This is a genomic window from uncultured Ferrimonas sp. (genome assembly GCF_947489035.1).
Lineage (GTDB): Bacteria > Pseudomonadota > Gammaproteobacteria > Enterobacterales > Shewanellaceae > Ferrimonas.
The window spans coordinates 57,680-74,651 of sequence record NZ_CANLCI010000018.1 but is presented as its reverse complement, the minus strand read 5'-3'; the positions used below and the strand labels follow the sequence as shown (position 1 = coordinate 74,651).

General features: G+C 53.3%; 14 protein-coding genes. 4 read left to right on the top strand and 10 right to left on the bottom strand.

The genetic code is table 11. The features are described 5' to 3' along the window. Positions 1 to 68 precede the first annotated feature (68 nt). The 3 genes from Q0796_RS12105 to Q0796_RS12095 form a co-directional block, all read right to left on the bottom strand. Positions 69 to 1,736 carry a choline dehydrogenase gene (locus Q0796_RS12105; protein ID WP_298443504.1) on the bottom strand — a complete coding sequence of 556 codons (1,668 nt, stop codon included), beginning with the start codon at positions 1,734 to 1,736 and terminating at the stop codon, positions 69 to 71. Positions 1,737 to 1,913: 177 nt separating this feature from the next. Then, positions 1,914 to 2,585 carry an exonuclease domain-containing protein gene (locus tag Q0796_RS12100; protein ID WP_298443501.1) on the bottom strand — a complete coding sequence of 224 codons (672 nt, stop codon included), beginning with the start codon at positions 2,583 to 2,585 and terminating at the stop codon, positions 1,914 to 1,916. Continuing rightward, complete coding sequence (locus Q0796_RS12095) at positions 2,582 to 4,429, bottom strand: DUF294 nucleotidyltransferase-like domain-containing protein (RefSeq protein WP_298443498.1); 1,848 nt, start codon at positions 4,427 to 4,429, stop codon at positions 2,582 to 2,584. Before Q0796_RS12095 ends, Q0796_RS12100 begins: the two co-directional genes overlap by 4 nt. Positions 4,430 to 4,477: 48 nt before the next feature. Here Q0796_RS12095 and Q0796_RS12090 point away from each other — a divergent pair, with 48 nt between their 5' ends. Continuing rightward, positions 4,478 to 4,705 carry a hypothetical protein gene (locus Q0796_RS12090; protein WP_298443494.1) on the top strand — a complete coding sequence of 76 codons (228 nt, stop codon included), beginning with the start codon at positions 4,478 to 4,480 and terminating at the stop codon, positions 4,703 to 4,705. A gap of 633 nt (positions 4,706 to 5,338) precedes the next feature. On the opposite strand, the gene Q0796_RS12085 is transcribed toward Q0796_RS12090, so the two are convergent. Both Q0796_RS12085 and Q0796_RS12080 read right to left on the bottom strand, forming a co-directional pair. Next, positions 5,339 to 7,048: a sodium:solute symporter family protein gene (locus tag Q0796_RS12085; RefSeq protein WP_298443490.1), complete on the bottom strand. Its 1,710-nt coding sequence runs from the start codon at positions 7,046 to 7,048 to the stop codon at positions 5,339 to 5,341. A 9-nt stretch (positions 7,049 to 7,057) separates the two neighbouring features. Then, positions 7,058 to 7,324 (bottom strand): DUF4212 domain-containing protein, encoded by a 267-nt coding sequence (locus Q0796_RS12080; RefSeq protein ID WP_298443487.1) that lies wholly within the window; start codon positions 7,322 to 7,324, stop codon positions 7,058 to 7,060. Between the two features lie 390 nt (positions 7,325 to 7,714). Here Q0796_RS12080 and Q0796_RS12075 point away from each other — a divergent pair, with 390 nt between their 5' ends. After that, positions 7,715 to 8,017: a hypothetical protein gene (locus tag Q0796_RS12075; RefSeq protein WP_298443484.1), complete on the top strand. Its 303-nt coding sequence runs from the start codon at positions 7,715 to 7,717 to the stop codon at positions 8,015 to 8,017. On the opposite strand, the gene Q0796_RS12070 is transcribed toward Q0796_RS12075, so the two are convergent. Further along, positions 8,014 to 8,661: an SIMPL domain-containing protein gene (locus Q0796_RS12070; RefSeq protein ID WP_298443481.1), complete on the bottom strand. Its 648-nt coding sequence runs from the start codon at positions 8,659 to 8,661 to the stop codon at positions 8,014 to 8,016. The two genes, Q0796_RS12075 and Q0796_RS12070, sit on opposite strands and share 4 nt — an antisense overlap. A gap of 79 nt (positions 8,662 to 8,740) precedes the next feature. On the opposite strand from Q0796_RS12070, the gene Q0796_RS12065 reads away from it, so the two are divergent. Further along, complete coding sequence (locus tag Q0796_RS12065; protein WP_298443479.1) at positions 8,741 to 9,361, top strand: metalloregulator ArsR/SmtB family transcription factor; 621 nt, start codon at positions 8,741 to 8,743, stop codon at positions 9,359 to 9,361. On the opposite strand, the gene Q0796_RS12060 is transcribed toward Q0796_RS12065, so the two are convergent. Continuing rightward, positions 9,354 to 10,166, bottom strand: coding sequence for an NAD(P)H-binding protein (locus Q0796_RS12060; RefSeq protein WP_298443476.1), 813 nt, complete (start codon positions 10,164 to 10,166; stop codon positions 9,354 to 9,356). The two genes, Q0796_RS12065 and Q0796_RS12060, sit on opposite strands and share 8 nt — an antisense overlap. A 50-nt stretch (positions 10,167 to 10,216) precedes the next feature. Then, positions 10,217 to 10,621 (bottom strand): hypothetical protein, encoded by a 405-nt coding sequence (locus tag Q0796_RS12055; protein ID WP_298443474.1) that lies wholly within the window; start codon positions 10,619 to 10,621, stop codon positions 10,217 to 10,219. A gap of 255 nt (positions 10,622 to 10,876) precedes the next feature. On the opposite strand from Q0796_RS12055, the gene Q0796_RS12050 reads away from it, so the two are divergent. After that, positions 10,877 to 13,753, top strand: coding sequence for a TonB-dependent receptor (locus Q0796_RS12050; RefSeq protein WP_298443471.1), 2,877 nt, complete (start codon positions 10,877 to 10,879; stop codon positions 13,751 to 13,753). A 64-nt stretch (positions 13,754 to 13,817) separates the two neighbouring features. Here the strand turns inward: Q0796_RS12050 and ligA are convergent, their stop codons facing one another. Together ligA and zipA are read right to left on the bottom strand one after the other, a co-directional pair. Beyond that, the gene (gene ligA / locus Q0796_RS12045) at positions 13,818 to 15,848 is read right to left on the bottom strand and encodes an NAD-dependent DNA ligase LigA (RefSeq protein WP_298443469.1); all 2,031 of its coding nucleotides are present in this window, start codon (positions 15,846 to 15,848) and stop codon (positions 13,818 to 13,820) included. 72 nt (positions 15,849 to 15,920) lie between these two features. Beyond that, positions 15,921 to 16,955 (bottom strand): cell division protein ZipA, encoded by a 1,035-nt coding sequence (zipA, locus tag Q0796_RS12040; RefSeq protein ID WP_298443537.1) that lies wholly within the window; start codon positions 16,953 to 16,955, stop codon positions 15,921 to 15,923. Positions 16,956 to 16,972: the final 17 nt, after the last annotated feature.

Below are 16,972 nucleotides of genomic sequence, written 5' to 3'. Positions count from 1 at the left end.
AATTCAACCCTAGTTGCAATTTGCCGTTAGGGAGAACCTCACGCTGGTAAGCAAATGTCACTGGCCTTTTAGGCGGTGGTTACCGCTTCTGTTTTGGTCGTGTTGGTTTGTGCCGCTTCTAAGGCCGCTTCTGAGCCATCGGCAAGGATCATCTGCGCGGCTTTTTCAGCAATCATAATGGTCGGCGCATTGGTGTTGCCGCTAACAACCGTCGGCATAATGGACGCATCCACCACCCGCAACCCAGCGAGCCCATGCACTTGCAGTTTCGAGTTCACTACGGCCATGGGATCATTGCCCATTTTACAGCTGCCCGCAGGGTGATAAACGTGGTTGGCTTTCTGGCGTAAAAACTCGGTGATTTGGTCATCCGTTTGCACCTGCTCGCCGGGTAGAATCTCCCCGTCATAGCAGTGAGATAACGCGGCCGACTGCATATATTGCCGCACTTTTCGCACCCCTTTGATCATCACCGCTATGTCTCGTGGATCGCTCAACAGATTCAAATCAATCACCGGATCGTCGCTGGGATTGGCACTGGCCAAAGTGACCGATCCTCGGCTGTGAGGGCGCAAACAGCACACGTGAGTACTGATCCCATACTTGAACATAAAGCCCACATTACGGCCATGATCATCCATCGCCAGTGGTGAGAAGTGCAATTGCAGATCGGGGCTGGCCACGTCGTCACTGGATTTAACAAAGCCGCCAGACTCCGCCACCGTTGAGGCCAACATACCGGTTTTGTGGCGACCATATTCAACCACCGATGCCATTGACCGCAGCGCTTGCTTGGGTCGCAAGGTAGCCCAAGAGCTGCTGGTTTTGTCCTTGGCCACCACCAACACATCAACGTGCTCTTGCAGGTTTTCCCCCACCCCCGCTAAGTCGTGTTGCTGCACAATCCCGTGGGGCGCCAACTTATCGTTGCAACCAATGCCTGACAGCAACAACAGCTGGGGCGAGCCAAAGGCACCGGCACACAACAACACCTCTTTATTGGCTTGCGCTTCGATCCGTTGACCTTGATGGCGATAAGCCACCCCAACGGCTCGCTTATCTTTTAAGATAATGTTCTCGGTGGTGGCGTTCGTCAGCACCGTTAAGTTTGGGCGTTGACTCAACACCGGGTGCAGATAAGCCGCCGCAGCGCTGCAACGCTCGCCCCCTTTTTGCGTGACCTGAAACCAGCCGACCCCTTCTTGCGTCGCGCCATTAAAGTCGTCATTACGTGGCTCACCACACTGCGCTGCAGCATCGATCATCGCCTGACACAATGGATGAGTACTGCGGGGTTCGGCCACATTTAACGGCCCACCAACGCCGTGATAATCGCTGGCGCCTCGCTCTTGATGCTGCGCTTTTTTGAAAAAAGGCAGCAACTGCTGATAAGACCACCCTTCGTTCCCCTGTGCCGCCCAGTGATCGTAATCTTCCGCCTGACCTCGCACATACAGCATCGCATTGACCGAGCTGCTGCCCCCCAATGTTTTCCCACGAGGACAAAAAATTTCGCGCTGCGCCAGCGTAGATTGCGCCTTACTGTGGTAGCTCCAGTTACGAAACCCGGTCACCATTGACACCAAGATCCCCATCGGCGTGTAGATGAATGGGCTTTTATCACTGCCTCCCGCTTCCAGCAGCAACACCGAATGGTTGCCGTCGGCCGACAACCGATTGGCCAGCACACAGCCAGCCGAGCCTGCGCCAACAATGATGTAGTCGTATTGCGCCATAAGCGTTCCCTCGAAAATGGTATGAAGGCAATCAATTGCCAAAAAGTGTGGTGATCAGCGGTGCCGCCATGGTTGTTTCAAGCTACTACAGCGATGATTGTTTCAAGCTACTACAGCGATGGCTGTCGCGGATTGAATTGGGCTCACAACATTAGATGAATAATATTGGCTCCGCCGTCAGTACCGCAAAAGCGCCGCTGCACTTAACGATTGCGGCCCAGCGATCACGCTCGCCTGCGCTAACAAAAGTTCAGCACAAGCGATGGCATCAACCAACGCATGGTGCTGCGAATAAGCGGGCAACTGATAACGGTGGCGACACTGGGCTAATTGCAGCTGCGTCGACCCCACTGGCTGGGATTGTCGCACTAACCGCCGCCGTTCAATGGCTAAAGTATCCACGGCTAACAGTGGCAACGATTGGCCATACACTTGCCGGAACGCTTGTTGTAAAAAGGCCAAATCAAGCGGTGCATGGTGGCACACCAACAAACGGCCACTAAGCAACGGCAGCAACTGGGCTAAGGCTTGGGGTAACGGCACCGCTTGCTGCAGATCGTGATCGCGGATCCCATGCACCACCGCGCTATCGCCAACGCTGCCCTCTATCGCTACGGTAACGTGAATGGCGCTGGCCATATCAATGGTGCCGCCATCAATCGCCACCGCACCGATGGCTATGATTTGATCTTGCTGCGGGGTTAACCCCGTGAGTTCAAGATCCAGCGCCAACAACGGCAGTTGCCGATAATCCTGCTGCAACGGCAGCGGCCACTGTCGATAAAACGGCACAAAGGCCGCCTGTTGATTGCGGTAGGCGCGCCACCGTTGTTGCCATTGGCCGATCATAAACTGCGCTGGTACTTCATGCGGATCCCATCTTGGCCTCGGCGAACCACCAAAAAGGCGCGTTTCAGCTGATGCTGCACTAAGTCCGACAGCTGCGCTGGGGGCAAGTAGTTCGAGATAGTCTGCTGCTGTTGCCACTGCCGCCCCTGATTTTGTAAACGCAGGTGGGCGATAAATTCATGAGCATCGGCCAAATTAAGCGCGTCTTTACGGCTGATCAACCCCGCTTCCATCGCCGCTTGCAACCGCTTTAATGTGCTGACTTCATCGCTGCCACAGGCTAAGGCGTAAATTCGAGCAATGTCATTGATCGGCGCTAGGCCGCGATGCTTTAAGTTTAACGCTTTGCCGTGCTCACCATCAGATTCCAGCACCAGTTGTCGAAAGAAACCAAGCGGCGGCGACAGCTGCAATGCATTGGCACATAACTGTGCTAAGAACAGTTGTTTATCGGCGCATTGGTGCAAAATTTGTTGTTGCAACTGCTGCCCTAACTGCAACGTGCCAGCGATTGGGCGCAGATCAAAGAAAATACTGGCGTGTAACGTGGCCTGCGGCTCGGGTTGATCTATCCACTGCTTAAATTGCTGCAGCCAACCACGCTGAGATAAACACCAGTGAGGGTTCATCGCCATGATCTCGCCAGGGCAATGCACATAGCCACAACGATCAAGGCCATCACACACCATGGTGGCAAGTTGGGAAAAATATTGCCGTTGCTCGCTATCGGGCTCGCTGGCCAACAATAGACCATTGTCTTGATCCGAACGACCAGCCTGATCCATTCGCGCTTGCGAACCAAACGCCAACCAACACCACGCCATCGGGGCTGGCCCTAACTGTTGTTGCCCGAGCTCTAATAACCGCTGCGTTAAACTGTCGGTAAGTTGAGTTAACACCCGCCCTATCTCTTGCGCTCGGGCATCGGCGCTGATCATCTGTTGCAACAGCGCCGGACACTGGCGGCTTAGCTCAACCAGTTCATCAATGCTGGCGCAGCGGCTGATCTGCCCTAACAGATGCAACAGATCGGTGCTGCTTAACCGCAACAGATCGGTACTGGTTAGCATCCCCACCACTTGGTTATCCGCCACAACGGGCAGATGGTGAATGCGGCGTTGCCCCATCTGTAGAGTCGCTTCAAACACCAAGGCATCGTGATTGATGCTGATAAGTTCGGTGCTCATTACCGTCGCAACCAAACAATCACTGCCGAGCCCCTGTGCCAACACCCGATTACGCAGATCACGATCGGTCACTATGCCGACACACTGCTGCTGTTGATACACCATCAGCGCCGACACGCAATATTCTGCCATTTGCGCCGCCGCTTGTTGCACCGTAGCATCGGCCTCAATCCGCTGGATCGGAGCTGACATCACCGCTTTAATGCGAGCAGTGCTGGCCACATCCGCAGTTTGATAACGCTGGTGGTGGCGTAACCGCTGGGCGTGCTGACGATTAAAGAAACGGCGAAAATCCCGACTGGCACTGCACAATTTGGCAAAGCCGGCTTCGGTCAGGATATAGACCAACCCATCCTCTAAAATTTGGACTTGGTTGCTGACTTTCTCGCCCGTTAATAAGCTCGGGTAGCCAAAGAATTGCCCCTCGCCTAAACGATCCACCAATTCGCCGCGACGATTACGGATCTCAAACGCACCACTGCGGATCACGTACAACTGCGGCTGTTGGTAATCCACCGCCACAGTTTTATTGGCCTTGGCAAAGTAGCTGATCTGAGTTTGCGTTACCGCGTACTCAAGCTGTGCGGCAGTTAAGCCATTAAACGGCAGCAATTGCTGATAGAAATCAAGCACCGGTGAATTGGACTTTAGTGTCATTGGCATGGATCCCTAAGTTGCTACCATGACGTTAACAAGGAGGGAACCATGCTAACGGCAATTCAAACAACAATGCTGATGCTTGGAGTCGTGCTGGTACTGACGTCGCTCGGCAAATACATTAAGCGCAGTGGCAACTGGCACGGCCTGTGGCAGATCTGGGTTGGGCAACTGAAAGATTTTAACTTGGCGGAATTTCGGTTATTCCGCAGCGCCGTGGTGGTGCTGTTTATTGCCATCTTGTTGCGTATCGTCAATTTAACCCTCACCGGCTAGTTCGCCTATTAGGCTAAAGTCGGTGACTGAGTAAATGCCCTCCTTGCGAGGGCATTTTTTATGGTTGTGTACCAATGAGCTGTTGAACTTATTGTGCATGACCCGCTGCGGCATAACGGTCATTGCCGGGACCGCCCGGCGGCGGGCAAGGGACAAGTCCCTTTGCAATCCCGAGCGCCTTGGAGTGACGCTGATTCTCCAAACTTAGCTTCGTTCTCGCCGCATTACGTTACAGCAATGGCCAGATGCCGTGCCGAATGGCGCAGTACAAGGAGCGAAAGTTGAGCTGTGCTAAGGCAATGGGATCCCAAAGGGAGAATCCCCCTCTTTGCTACGAGTTAGTGTGCCGTCGCCACGGCGACATAACCACTTGAAAGCAGTGCCATCGATGCTCGCCGCAGGCGACAATAGCGACCGCGCAGCAACGCCAACAGTTAACGAATACACAGCCATTTTTTATGGCTTTGCTTTGCTTCGCTTGTCAGGCGAACGGGCGATTCGATTGCCCAAGAGCCCGCGCAGGCAGCCCAGCGAAGCAGCACATCACCGGCGCGCGCCATCGCTTCCATTGAACCGCCCCCTACAACAAAGCCCAGCACGATGGCTGGGCTTAATGGTGAGTTACGATAACACTTAGTGGTGAGTGGCTTCACCGGATCCTTTCGGGAAACGGATGCTCTCCACCATGTCTTGCACGCTTTGCGGCGTTGCCGTGGTGACTCGGCTTACCCCAAAGGCAACGATGAAGTTCAGCAACATACCCAAGGTACCGATCCCTTCCGGCGAGATCCCCATAAACCAGTTCGCAGGAACGTTACCGGCTGGGTTAATGAACTTGAAGTAGATAATGTAAGCCGCAGTAAAGGTGATACCGCTAACCATGCCAGCAATGGCGCCCTCTTTGTTCATCCGCTTGGAGAAGATCCCCATGATAATAGCCGGGAAGAACGATGAGGCCGCCAGACCGAACGCGAAGGCGACCACCTGCGCCACAAAGCCGGGGGGATTTATCCCCAGATAACCGGCGATGCAGATGGCCACAGCTGCGGCGATGCGCGCATAGGTGAGCTCTTGCCTATCGGTTATGTCCGGCATCAAGTTTCGTTTCAACAGATCGTGGGACACCGACGTGGATATCACCAGAAGCAGCCCCGCCGAGGTGGATAGCGCCGCCGCAATACCACCTGCAGCCACCAACGCAATCACCCAGTTAGGCAGATCGGCAATCTCAGGATTCGCCAATACCATGATGTCACGGTCAATCTTCATCTCGTTGCGATCGTCGCCAGAATAGAACATACGACCATCGTTGTTCTTATCTTCCGTCCACTCGATCAAACCGGTTTTTTCCCAGTTTTTGATCCACTGTGGGCGCTCAGCGTACAGAGTACCGCTGCCATCACTGGCATTGATGGTGTCGATCATGTTCAACCGGGCAAACGAGGCTACCGCCGGTGCCGTGGTGTACAGCAAAGCGATGAACACCAGTGCCCAACCCGCCGAGATCCGTGCGTCCGATACCTTAGGTACGGTAAAGAAGCGCACAATCACGTGCGGCAAACCTGCGGTACCTACCATCAACGCCGCGGTGATAAAGAACACATCAATGGTAGACTTAGAGCCATCGGTATACTGGGTAAAGCCAAGCTCGGTAACCAAGCCATCGAGCTTATCCAACACCGTTAACCCCGAGCCATCCACCAAGGTGGAGCCAAACCCGATCTGTGGCAATGGCGTACCGGTTAACATGATCGAGATAAAGACCGCTGGCACCAAGTAAGCGGTGATCAACACCACATACTGCGCGACCTGGGTGTAGGTGATCCCTTTCATGCCGCCCAACACGGCGTAGAAGAACACAATGCCCATGCCGATAATAACGCCCATGGTGATGTCGACTTCTAAGAAGCGCGAGAACACCACCCCAACGCCTCGCATCTGTCCAGCAACGTAAGTAAAACTGACAAAAATGGCGCAGATCACCGCAACCGTACGCGCGGTTTGCGAGTAGTAACGATCGCCAATGAAGTCTGGCACCGTGAACTTACCGAACTTCCGCAGGTAAGGGGCCAAACACATGGCCAGCAGCACGTATCCGCCGGTCCACCCCATCAAATACACCGAGCCGTCATAGCCCATGAACGCGATAAGACCCGCCATTGATAAAAATGAAGCGGCCGACATCCAATCCGCTGCGGTCGCCATGCCGTTGGCAATGGGGTGTACACCACCACCGGCCACATAAAATTCTTTAGTCGAACCGGCTCGCGCCCAGATGGCGATGCCGATGTAGAGGGCGAACGTAAAGCCCACCACAATATAAGTTAACGTTTGCAGTTCCATGGCAATTCCTTACTCTTCGTGCACGTTGTATTTCTTATCGAGCGCATTCATCTTCACTACATAGAAGAAAATCAATGCCACGAACACGTAGATAGAGCCCTGCTGTGCAAACCAAAAGCCAAGCTTAAAGCCGCCAAACGAGATCGCATCAAGCGTATCCACCAGAAGAATTCCGAAGCCGTAAGAGACGACGAACCAGACGGCCAGCAGGCCGAGCATAAGACGGATGTTTTCCCGCCAATACGCTTTTGCTTGATCATTGCTTTCAAAAGCCATGTGTTGCTCCCCATGTATTGTCTTGTTAGAGGTGTCATGGCCAACCTAGCAATGGCATCGCAATGTCGATGTGCGACCTTAGTCTAGCGGCAAAGAAGGGATCTAAAACGAAATGAATAACCCCTTAAAAACAACAAGTTAAGATCATTTAGACTTTGGTCGAAGGCAGCGGCAAGCCCAAGCGGAAAAGCACTGCCGCCCTGAAACCGCCGTGGTCATAATGCCGTCGAACAAGAAAATCCGCTGACGACAAATTTCAATTTGAATCAAACACTTAAATTCATAAACCAAGCACGCCACACGCCCGCGCTCTAATTGGCACTTTTTTTGCTTTAAATCTGACAATTGAATTCGGCAACCACGGCGTTGCCGCCTTTACGGAGCACAATTATGCCAATTAATGCCATCAGCCCAGCAGGCGTAGCCACACCAGCAGCCAGCCAATCAACCCCCGCCATCGGCAAAGACACTTCCGGCGTAGGCGCCTTCGAGCGTGAAATGAATAAGCACAGCCATGCGCAGCAGGCAAACAGCGGCACAAAAAATAGCGCCACAGAGGAAAACCCTGAAGCGCTAGAAGATCTTAACGAAATGGTGTTAGAGATCCGCGATGCGAATCTGGCCGATCCAACCGCCGATACCAGCGGCGCGATGTTATCGATGCTGTCTCAAGCAAAGCAGATCATGGCTTAATCTAAGGCCACCTTTACCCGCAGCGACAGTTGCTCTGCCATGGTGCCGGCGTGATAACTCTCGGCGTCGGCCATGGCGGACATCCGCATCATTGGCCGGGCGCCACCATTATTAACGTGGATCTCTAACACCTTACCCAGCTCTTGCGCGCTGGCGAGAGCCAACACTTGCGCTTTTTGCAGCGCATCCTGCAGGGCGCGTTGCAGCAATTGATCCCGCTGTGAATCGGTTAACTGGGTTTGATATTGCGGTGGGTTTACTTGATTCAAGCCCAGCTCGGTAAACTGCTCGAGCCAATAAGCCACATCCGCCACTGCGACCGTTAACGAGATCTGTCGCTGCGCCTGATAGCCCAAGAATTTTTGTCGGTCGTTACGATAATCGTATTGCGGTCCTAACTGCAGGTGCCCCGCTTTATAGCTATTGGCCGGCAGCGCCTCACTGCTGAACGCCTGCAACACCTTTGCAACCACGCTATCCGCTGCCGCTTTCGCCCCTTTGGCGCTGTCTGCACGGGTTTCAATTGTGGCACTTAACCGCGCTGTTTTTGGCTCCAACTCAAGCGCCGCTTGGCCACTCACTTCAATAAAACCGGCCTGAGCGCTGCCCATCACCAGTAACAATAACCACCCTGCTCGCTTCATAGCGTCTCCATTTGTAAACTTATCACTTGATTAATGCGGTACCGATGTAACAATAATCGTAACCGTGAAAGGAGCGACCATGTCTTCATCAAGCAGCAAAATTTTGTTCTACCTCAAACAACACGGCGCCTCGGCACTGCAACAAATTGCCGATGCCCTTGGGGTTACCACCATGGGCGCCCGTGGTCATCTGCACAAATTAGAGCAACAGCAACTGCTTGAGTTCAATGACATCAGCAAAGGGCCCGGACGCCCAACCCGCCATTGGCAACTGACTGCCAGCGGCCACGCCCACTTTGGTGATCGCCATCAGGATTTTAATCTGCAACTGCTTGATGCCATCGACTCGCTGTTTGGTGAACAAGGGTTAACTCAGCTGATCGAACATCGCAGCCAAAAACAGCAACAGCATTATCAACAGGCCTTAGCGGATTGCCACGGCATTGAACAAAAGCTGCAGGTGTTGGCGCAGCTGCGTCAGCAAGAGGGGTACATGGCGCGCATTGAAACCACCGCAGAGGGGTATGTGCTGATTGAAGATCACTGCCCGATCTGTGCTGCAGCCAGTCGCTGCCAAGGGCTGTGTCAGCAAGAGTTAGAGTTGTTTCAAGGGCTGTTAATTGATGAAGCAACCGTAAAGCGCAGCGAGCATTTGCTCGCGAGCGGTCGTCGCTGCGCTTACCTCGTTACCGTTAAGTAGTGGCCAACAATGCCGCTGCAGTTTCCCGTTCAAAGGTAAACCCCAGCTCGGTTAATGCCGCTGCCACTACCCGTTTGCCGGGTTGATCTTGGTGGCTAAAACTCGGGGCTGGCAAACCTAACGCCAACGCTGCCATCGGATAAAACTCAGCACGGCTGACCCCCAATGGCGCCACCACATTCAGCGCTTTGCCCCATTGCGGCTGGGTAAGAAGCAGTTCAATGGCTGCCAGCAGATCGTCACGGTGTACCATGTTCACCGGAGCATTGCCCCCAGCCACATCGGTTTTACCCGCTAAGAATCGCCCTGGATGGCGTTCGCCGCCCACCAAACCACCCGGCCGCAGGATCTGCCAGCGTTCAAACTGCGACTTAATCACCGTTTCCGCCTGCAACATAGTTTGCGCTCTCGGGCTGTCCGCTAATGGGCTTTGTTCATCCACAGCCCGACAATCAGCCTGATCTTGATACACCGCAGTAGAACTGACAAACAGCGCCTGAGTGATCCCTTGCGCCTTAGCCGCTTGGGCTAACAATAAGATCCGCTGGTGGTAATCGTTATCTTGTTGATGACGACCTGGCGGCAAATTGATCAGTAAAGTATCGCCTTGGAACAGCCGTTGCGGCTCCGCACACTCAACCGAAGTACCAATATCAAGGTAACTGTTACTGATGCCAGCTTGAGTCAGCTGGGCGAGTGTATCGCGGTTGCGGCTGCTGCCACTGACTTGCCAGCCTTTCGCTGCCAAACGTTGTGCCAATGCCAACCCAAGCCAACCGCAGCCTGCTATTGCTAATTGAGACATGGAAATTCAATCCAATAAAAACATTGGCTTAGATTATCACATCGGCCTGCCTATGCGGTGTCTGCCCGCTGATAGAGCGCCTCTAAATGATTTTGGCCTTGATGTTGGGTTGGGCTCGGCTCAGCCATCTGGATAAGCACTGCGGCAAAAGGCAACACCGCTTCACCGTGATTCAATTGCACCGCTAATTGCTGCTGCGTTATCACCCAGCGGCCATCAAATTGCTGCACCAGCAGCTGCCCAACAAAGCTGCCAATAATGTCCACTAAGCTCTCTTGGGTCTCAGGATCTAAACCACCTGAGTGGCTTAAAAAATGATCCAACAATTGCAACGATTGCCGATCAAAATTTAACTCGACCCCAATTTGTTGCGCCAAATCGGTTTGGGCTATGCCCACATTGGCCTCTATCGCTGCGATAACGTCATTTTTTACCGCGGTTACAGCTGATGACATGCGCAATCTCCAATTTGTCGATATCGCTTTGGTAAGGGTAAAAAAAAGCAAATCAGTCTTAAATTAACAACCATTTTGGTTTAACACGCCATTTCGTCAATGCAAATAAAACCACCTCAAAGAAAATATTTGAGCTAATAGTTGAACTTTTTGCTGGTGTTAATGAAAAGTTATCAATTTGTTGTTGCGCTGGGTGCTGCAGGTCATTTAAGTTCAAGTCTGCACATGTAAGTGCATAAAACATTGGAGAGAATGATGACTTATAAGAAATCGTTAATCTGCTTAACCGTCGCGACCTTGTGCTCTGGCGCAAGCACCGTTGCGTTTGCAGCAGATGAAAACGAAGCTGAAAGCGTTGAGCGTATTGCGGTAACAGGTTCACGGATCAGCCGCGCCGAAGTATCATCGCCTAACCCGGTTGTTACCATTGAAGCCGCGGAAATTGCACGTTTTGGTAGCCCTGATCTCGGCAGCATCCTGGCTGAGTACCCAGCCATTGGTGCAACCGACACTCTGGTAGGTAACTCTGGCAGTAACGCCTTTGCGGGCGTGAGCTCAGCGGATTTACGTCGTTTGGGTGCTTCGCGTACCTTGGTGCTGGTTAATGGCAAACGTCACGTTGCCGGTGCCGCGGGTTCCGCTCAGGTCGATTTGTCCACCATTCCTGCCGCACTGATTAAAAGCGTAGAAATTTTAACTGGTGGCGCCTCGGCCGTTTACGGTTCTGACGCGGTATCAGGCGTAGTTAACGTTATCTTAAAAGACGACTACGAAGGGCTAGAGTTCTCTGTGACCGGTGGCGAATCAACCGAAAGTGTTGATGATGGCTACCACACCATTAGCTTTATTGGCGGTGGTGACATCGGCGAAAAAGGCAATGTGGTTGTTTACGGTGGCTACGAGCGCTTACGTGAAGTCATGGCCAACGACCTGCGTCAGCTTGACGATTGGGGCACGATCTCCAACGATGCCAGCAATGGCGAAGACGATGGCATTGCGGATCGGATCCGTGTGCCGAATGTGGTTTCAGAACGCATTGATGAAAACGGCGTATTGAACCCATTTGGCGGCCCAGGTTCTATCTGGACCTTTGCGGATGACGGCACCCCTGTCGTGCAGCAAGATCGTCAAGGTAACAACAGTTTTGCCTTTGGTTACTTCCCTGATGGTTGTGACCACTGTTTTGAGTTGAACGATTACCAAAACATCACCCCAAGCGTTGAAAAATTCAACGTGGGTACCACCTTCAAGTACGCCCTTAACGACAACGTTAATTTCTATTCGGATGTGAAATACGTAACCGCTGACATTAAGCAGCAGTTCCAGCCTTCATTCCGCTTTGGTAACGTCACCATCAACGTCGAAGAGAACGCATTCTTAGACGACACACTGCGCCAAACGCTACTGGCTGACGGCACCACCAGCATCAGCATGGCTAAGTTCTTCCAGGAACTGGGTAACCGCTCTGCCGACAACAAACGTGAAACCTTCCGTTTCGTTGGTGGCTTTAATGGTGACTTCACCCTGAGCGAAACCGATTTCAACTACGACCTGTTCTACAACTACGGTGAAACCAATAACCGTCGTCGTACCTTGAATGATCTGATCCCGGGTAACTTCGCCGCTGCGGTTGATAGCATCATCGATCCGGTTACCGGCGAAGCCGTTTGTCGTGATGGCAGCGCCGCTTCCATTAACGGTGGCGACTGTGTGGCTTATAACCCATTTGGTTATGACCAAGCCTCACAAGCCGCGAAAGATTTCGTTTCCGCCAACACCACTCGTGAAGATGGCATCACCCAAGAAGTTATCGGTGGTTTCGTTGCCTTTGATACCAGTGAGTTCTTAAACACCCAAGGCGGCCCAATCAGTCTTGCCGTTGGTTTTGAATACCGCGAAGAGACCTCTGAAACCATCACCGATGAGCTGACTAAATCAGGTTTGCTGGCAGGCGCAGCAACCCCGGATGAATACGGCGAATACGATGTGACTGAAGGCTTTATCGAAATCAGCGTACCTCTGATTAAAGAGAAAGACTTTATTGAAGAGCTGTCTGTTGGTGGTGCTTACCGTTATGCCGACTACTCGCACGCCGGTAACGTTGATGCGTGGAAAGTTGACTTGTTATGGGCACCCGTGGATACCTTCCGCATCCGTACCACTTACAGCGAAGCGGTACGTGCGCCTAACATCGTAGAGGCATTCAGCCCACAGTCACCGGGCTTTGCTAATATCGACGATCCATGTGATGCCGATAACATCAGTGATGATCCAGATCGCGCGGCAAACTGTGCGGCCCTTGGGATCCCAGCAGGCTTTGAAGCCAACGATAACGTGTCGATTGATCTGATTTCAGGCGGTAACCCTAACCTGACCCCAGAAGAGTCGGAGTCACTGACCGTTGGTTTCACTTGGGAGCCTTCATTCGTTGAAGATCTGAGCATGACTCTGGATTACTACGACATTGAAATCACTGACGCCATTGAGTTTATTGATGCTCAAGACGTTATTGATAACTGTGTTGATGCAAGCGGTGGTCCAGATTCTGGCTTCTGTTCGCAGGTTGACCGTGATCCAACCAGCAATGATATCTCTTTGGTTCGCTCTGGTTACTTGAACGCAGCAGCGCGTAACACTTCCGGTTATGAAGCTCAGGTGTTCTACACCTTAGACGGCGCTAACTTCGATATTCCTGGTGAATTCAAGTTCAACTTCTTGCTGAACTACTTGGAAGAGTTGGAGCTGTTCTCATTCCAGGATCGTCCGGATGAGATCGACGTAGAAAATGGCGAAGTGGGTGATCCAGAATGGCAGGGCCGTTTAAGCACTTCGTACGTTTTAGACGAAATGAGCTTCAACTGGACCACACGTTTTGTTGATCGTTCAGCCACCTTTGATGTGTCTCCAGGTGGCGGCTCACCAGAAGACTTAAGCCCCGCTTTCGTTCCAACTAACATCACTCACGATTTGGCCTTTGGCTGGGACGTGAATGAAAATCTGGCGATCAGTGCGGGCATGCGTAACGTGTTCGACAAACTGCCTCCAGGTTGGTTGAACCCTCGCGGTGCTAACTCTGCTATCTACGACGGCATCGGTCGCCGCGTATACGGTGGCATCAGCTTCCGCTTCTAAGCGACATAAGCAAAAAAATAAAACGCCGTGGCAATTGCCACGGCGTTTTTATTTGCGCTAACCGTTATTGATGCTGGGCAAGCAGATCCAGCAGCCCTTGTTCATCCAATACCGCCACCCCTAAATCGGTGGCTTTAGTGAGCTTAGAACCGGCCTTTTCCCCAGCAACCAAGGTACTGGTGTTTTTAGAGACACTGCCCGACACCTTAGCGCCTAACGCTTCTAATGCGGCTTTAGCGTCAGCGCGGCCCATTTGGCTCATGGTGCCGGTAAGCACCCAGGTTTGCCCTTTTAGTGGCTGCTGATCCTCCGCGATCTCAGCAATTTCTGGCCAATACACCGTGGCAGACTCACCCGCGGTTAAGGCGGCGATCACCTCTTGGTTATGGGGCTGACGGAAGAAGTAATACACGTGTTTGGCCACAATTTCGCCCACTTCATCCACGGCAATCAGATCGTCCACTTCCGCCGCGGCCAACGCCGGCAAGGTTTTAAAGTGGCGCGCCAAATTGGCTGCGGTGGCTTCGCCCACTTCGCGGATCCCTAAGCTATAGAGGAAACGCGGCAAAGTGGTTGCACGGGCAGCATCTAAGGATTTAATCAACTTTTCTGCCGATTTCATCCCCATTCGCGGCAGCATGGTTAAGGCAGATGCCGATAAACCAAACAGATCCGCTGGGGTTTTCACCAACTCTTTATCCACCAGCAGCTCGACCAATTTGTCACCCAGGCCATCCACATCCAGCGCTTTACGCGATGCAAAGTGCTTAATCGCTTCTTTGCGCTGCGCTTCGCAGAATAAACCACCACTGCAACGAGCAACGGCTTCGCCTTCAAAACGCTCGACTTTCGATTGACACACCGGGCACTCGGTTGGGATCTCAATAACGCGGGCATCTTCGGGGCGACGATCCTGCACCACCGACACGATTTGCGGGATCACATCACCCGCGCGGCGAATGATCACCGTATCGCCAATTTGCACGCCTAAACGCGCAATCTCATCGCCGTTATGTAACGTGGCATTCGAGACCGTTACGCCCCCGACAAAGACCGGCTCTAATCGGGCAACTGGCGTTACCGCTCCGGTGCGGCCCACTTGAAACTCAACGTCGTTTAACGTGGTTAGCTCCTCCTCCGCGGGGAACTTACAAGCGATGGCCCAACGCGGGGCACGGGCAACAAAACCCAGCTGTTGCTGCTGTTCCAGCTGGTTGACCTTGATAACCACCCCATCAATTTCATAAGGCAAGCTGGCCCGTTCCTCGTTCACCCGACGAAAATAGGCCAAACCGCCCTGCTCGCCTAAGGCCAGTTCCACCAAAGGCGACACCGGCAGCCCCCAAGATTTCAGCTGCTGTAATTGCTGGTAATGGCCGTTGTCCAGCGGCTGGCGTTGTCCTTCCACCACGCCCATCGCATAGGCGTAAAATGCCAACGGGCGGGTGGCGGTAATGCGGCTATCAAGTTGACGCAAGCTGCCCGCGGCGGCGTTGCGTGGGTTAACAAAGGTCTTTTCCCCTGCGGCATGGGCTTTGCGGTTCATCTCATCGAAGCCCGCTTTAGGCATAAAGGCCTCACCACGCACTTCCAGCAAGGTCGGGAAATCATCGCCTTGCAAACGCAGCGGCACCGAGCCAATGGTTTTGACGTTCTGGGTGATCTCTTCACCGGTCATGCCATCACCACGGGTTGCCGCCCGCTCTAATACGCCGTCGCGGTAAAGCAAACTCACGGCGATGCCATCCAACTTAGGTTCGCTGCAGTATTGGATCTCAGCACTGCCTAGGCGTTCAACCAAACGCTGATGAAATGCACTGAACTCCGCTTCATTCATGGCGTTGTCCAAACTCAGCATCGGCTTCAGGTGTGCCACGGAATTAAACTGCGCTAAGGGTTCACCGCCCACTCGCTGGCTGGGGGAGTCGGCCCGCAACAGCGCGGGATGCTCTCGCTCTAGCTGTTGCAGTTCTCGCATCAACCGATCGTATTCCGCATCCGGGATCGATGGGTTATCCAGCACGTAATATTGGTGATTGTGCTCGGTTAATTGCTGACATAACGCATCAATGCGTTGCTTGGCTGCTTGACTCATTGGATTCTCAATCTTTCGCTAATGACACAAAAGGCCGCACCAGGCGACCTTTTGATTGCTATTGGGTGCCACCTAGGCATTAACGGCGTTTTCTGCGGTTTGAATGCGCTGCAGGTAATTATCGCGCGCCATCTCAGACCATGGCTGGCGTTGATCGTCCAACACCTGACCGCCGTGCATGTCGGCCAGACCTTGAGCGTTGCCCAACATCATTGAAAACGCGACTCGGGCATCATTATTGGTTGGCAAGGTTAAGAACAACAACACCCCTTCGCTGCTGAACTGCTCCATGTTGTCCAAGTCAAAGGTGCCCGGCTGCAACATGTTCGCCAGCGAGTACAACACTGGCCCCGTACCGGCGCTGTGCTGATGGCGATGGAAAATATCCATCTCACCAAACTTAAAGCCCATGGAGGTTAAGTTTGGCAGCAATTCTTCACCACGAATGTCGCTGTTGGCTTGGCCAACCACGTACAGCACCAACACGTCGGTCGGCTCGGCAACGGCGTCCACCTCAGCGGGATCTGCACTGGCGACGTCAGCGGCAACCGGGTTGTTTTCTTGCGCTGGGGCAGCAGCACTGAATTGCGGCTCTGTGGGTGCTGAGGTTGCTAATACCGGCGCCGGCTCAGGTGCGATCACCGCAACTTCGGGTTGCGGCTCTGCCGACGCCAGCAGTGGCTCTGCGGTTGCCATCGGGGCCGCCACTTCGGACTGGCTTGGCTGTGCTGACGTTAAGCTTGACTCCAACGCCCCTGCGTCGGCTTCAAGCCCTAATTCAATTTGCTCGCTGTCCATAACGGGTTCGCGGCGTACAGCACTGCGGCTGCGGGCGGGTTTCGCCTTTGGCTCTGGGATCGGGGCAATGTCGTCTTGCAGCAGGCTGGGCTGAGCAGGTTGTGGCTGCTCTGGCTCAACGGCACGGATCGGGCTGAGTTCAGGCTCATCATCCAACTCTGGTGCAACCCGAGGCGCGGCCTTTTTGGCTTTCACGGCGGGTGTACGACGATTTTGGGCTTTTGGCTTTTTCTTTTGCACGGTGTAGAAACCGTGAATCATCAAAGCGGTTATCGCTATGCTCCCGACAACGAGAAAGACGATACGCATGTCATCCATAGTGGCGC

Bases quoted from the DNA above. Each gene is read 5' to 3' on its own strand.
- Q0796_RS12050 (WP_298443471.1), top strand. From the start codon at position 10,877: ATGACTTATAAGAAATCGTTAATCTGCTTAACCGTCGCGACCTTGTGC.
- Q0796_RS12055 (WP_298443474.1), bottom strand. From the start codon at position 10,621: ATGTCATCAGCTGTAACCGCGGTAAAAAATGACGTTATCGCAGCGATA.
- Q0796_RS12105 (WP_298443504.1), bottom strand. From the start codon at position 1,736: ATGGCGCAATACGACTACATCATTGTTGGCGCAGGCTCGGCTGGCTGT.
- zipA (WP_298443537.1), bottom strand. From the start codon at position 16,955: ATGCGTATCGTCTTTCTCGTTGTCGGGAGCATAGCGATAACCGCTTTG.
- Q0796_RS12095 (WP_298443498.1), bottom strand. From the start codon at position 4,429: ATGACACTAAAGTCCAATTCACCGGTGCTTGATTTCTATCAGCAATTG.
- Q0796_RS12060 (WP_298443476.1), bottom strand. From the start codon at position 10,166: ATGTCTCAATTAGCAATAGCAGGCTGCGGTTGGCTTGGGTTGGCATTG.
- Q0796_RS12070 (WP_298443481.1), bottom strand. From the start codon at position 8,661: ATGAAGCGAGCAGGGTGGTTATTGTTACTGGTGATGGGCAGCGCTCAG.
- Q0796_RS12085 (WP_298443490.1), bottom strand. From the start codon at position 7,048: ATGGAACTGCAAACGTTAACTTATATTGTGGTGGGCTTTACGTTCGCC.
- Q0796_RS12090 (WP_298443494.1), top strand. From the start codon at position 4,478: ATGCTAACGGCAATTCAAACAACAATGCTGATGCTTGGAGTCGTGCTG.
- Q0796_RS12100 (WP_298443501.1), bottom strand. From the start codon at position 2,585: ATGATCGGCCAATGGCAACAACGGTGGCGCGCCTACCGCAATCAACAG.
- Q0796_RS12065 (WP_298443479.1), top strand. From the start codon at position 8,741: ATGTCTTCATCAAGCAGCAAAATTTTGTTCTACCTCAAACAACACGGC.
- Q0796_RS12075 (WP_298443484.1), top strand. From the start codon at position 7,715: ATGCCAATTAATGCCATCAGCCCAGCAGGCGTAGCCACACCAGCAGCC.
- ligA (WP_298443469.1), bottom strand. From the start codon at position 15,848: ATGAGTCAAGCAGCCAAGCAACGCATTGATGCGTTATGTCAGCAATTA.
- Q0796_RS12080 (WP_298443487.1), bottom strand. From the start codon at position 7,324: ATGGCTTTTGAAAGCAATGATCAAGCAAAAGCGTATTGGCGGGAAAAC.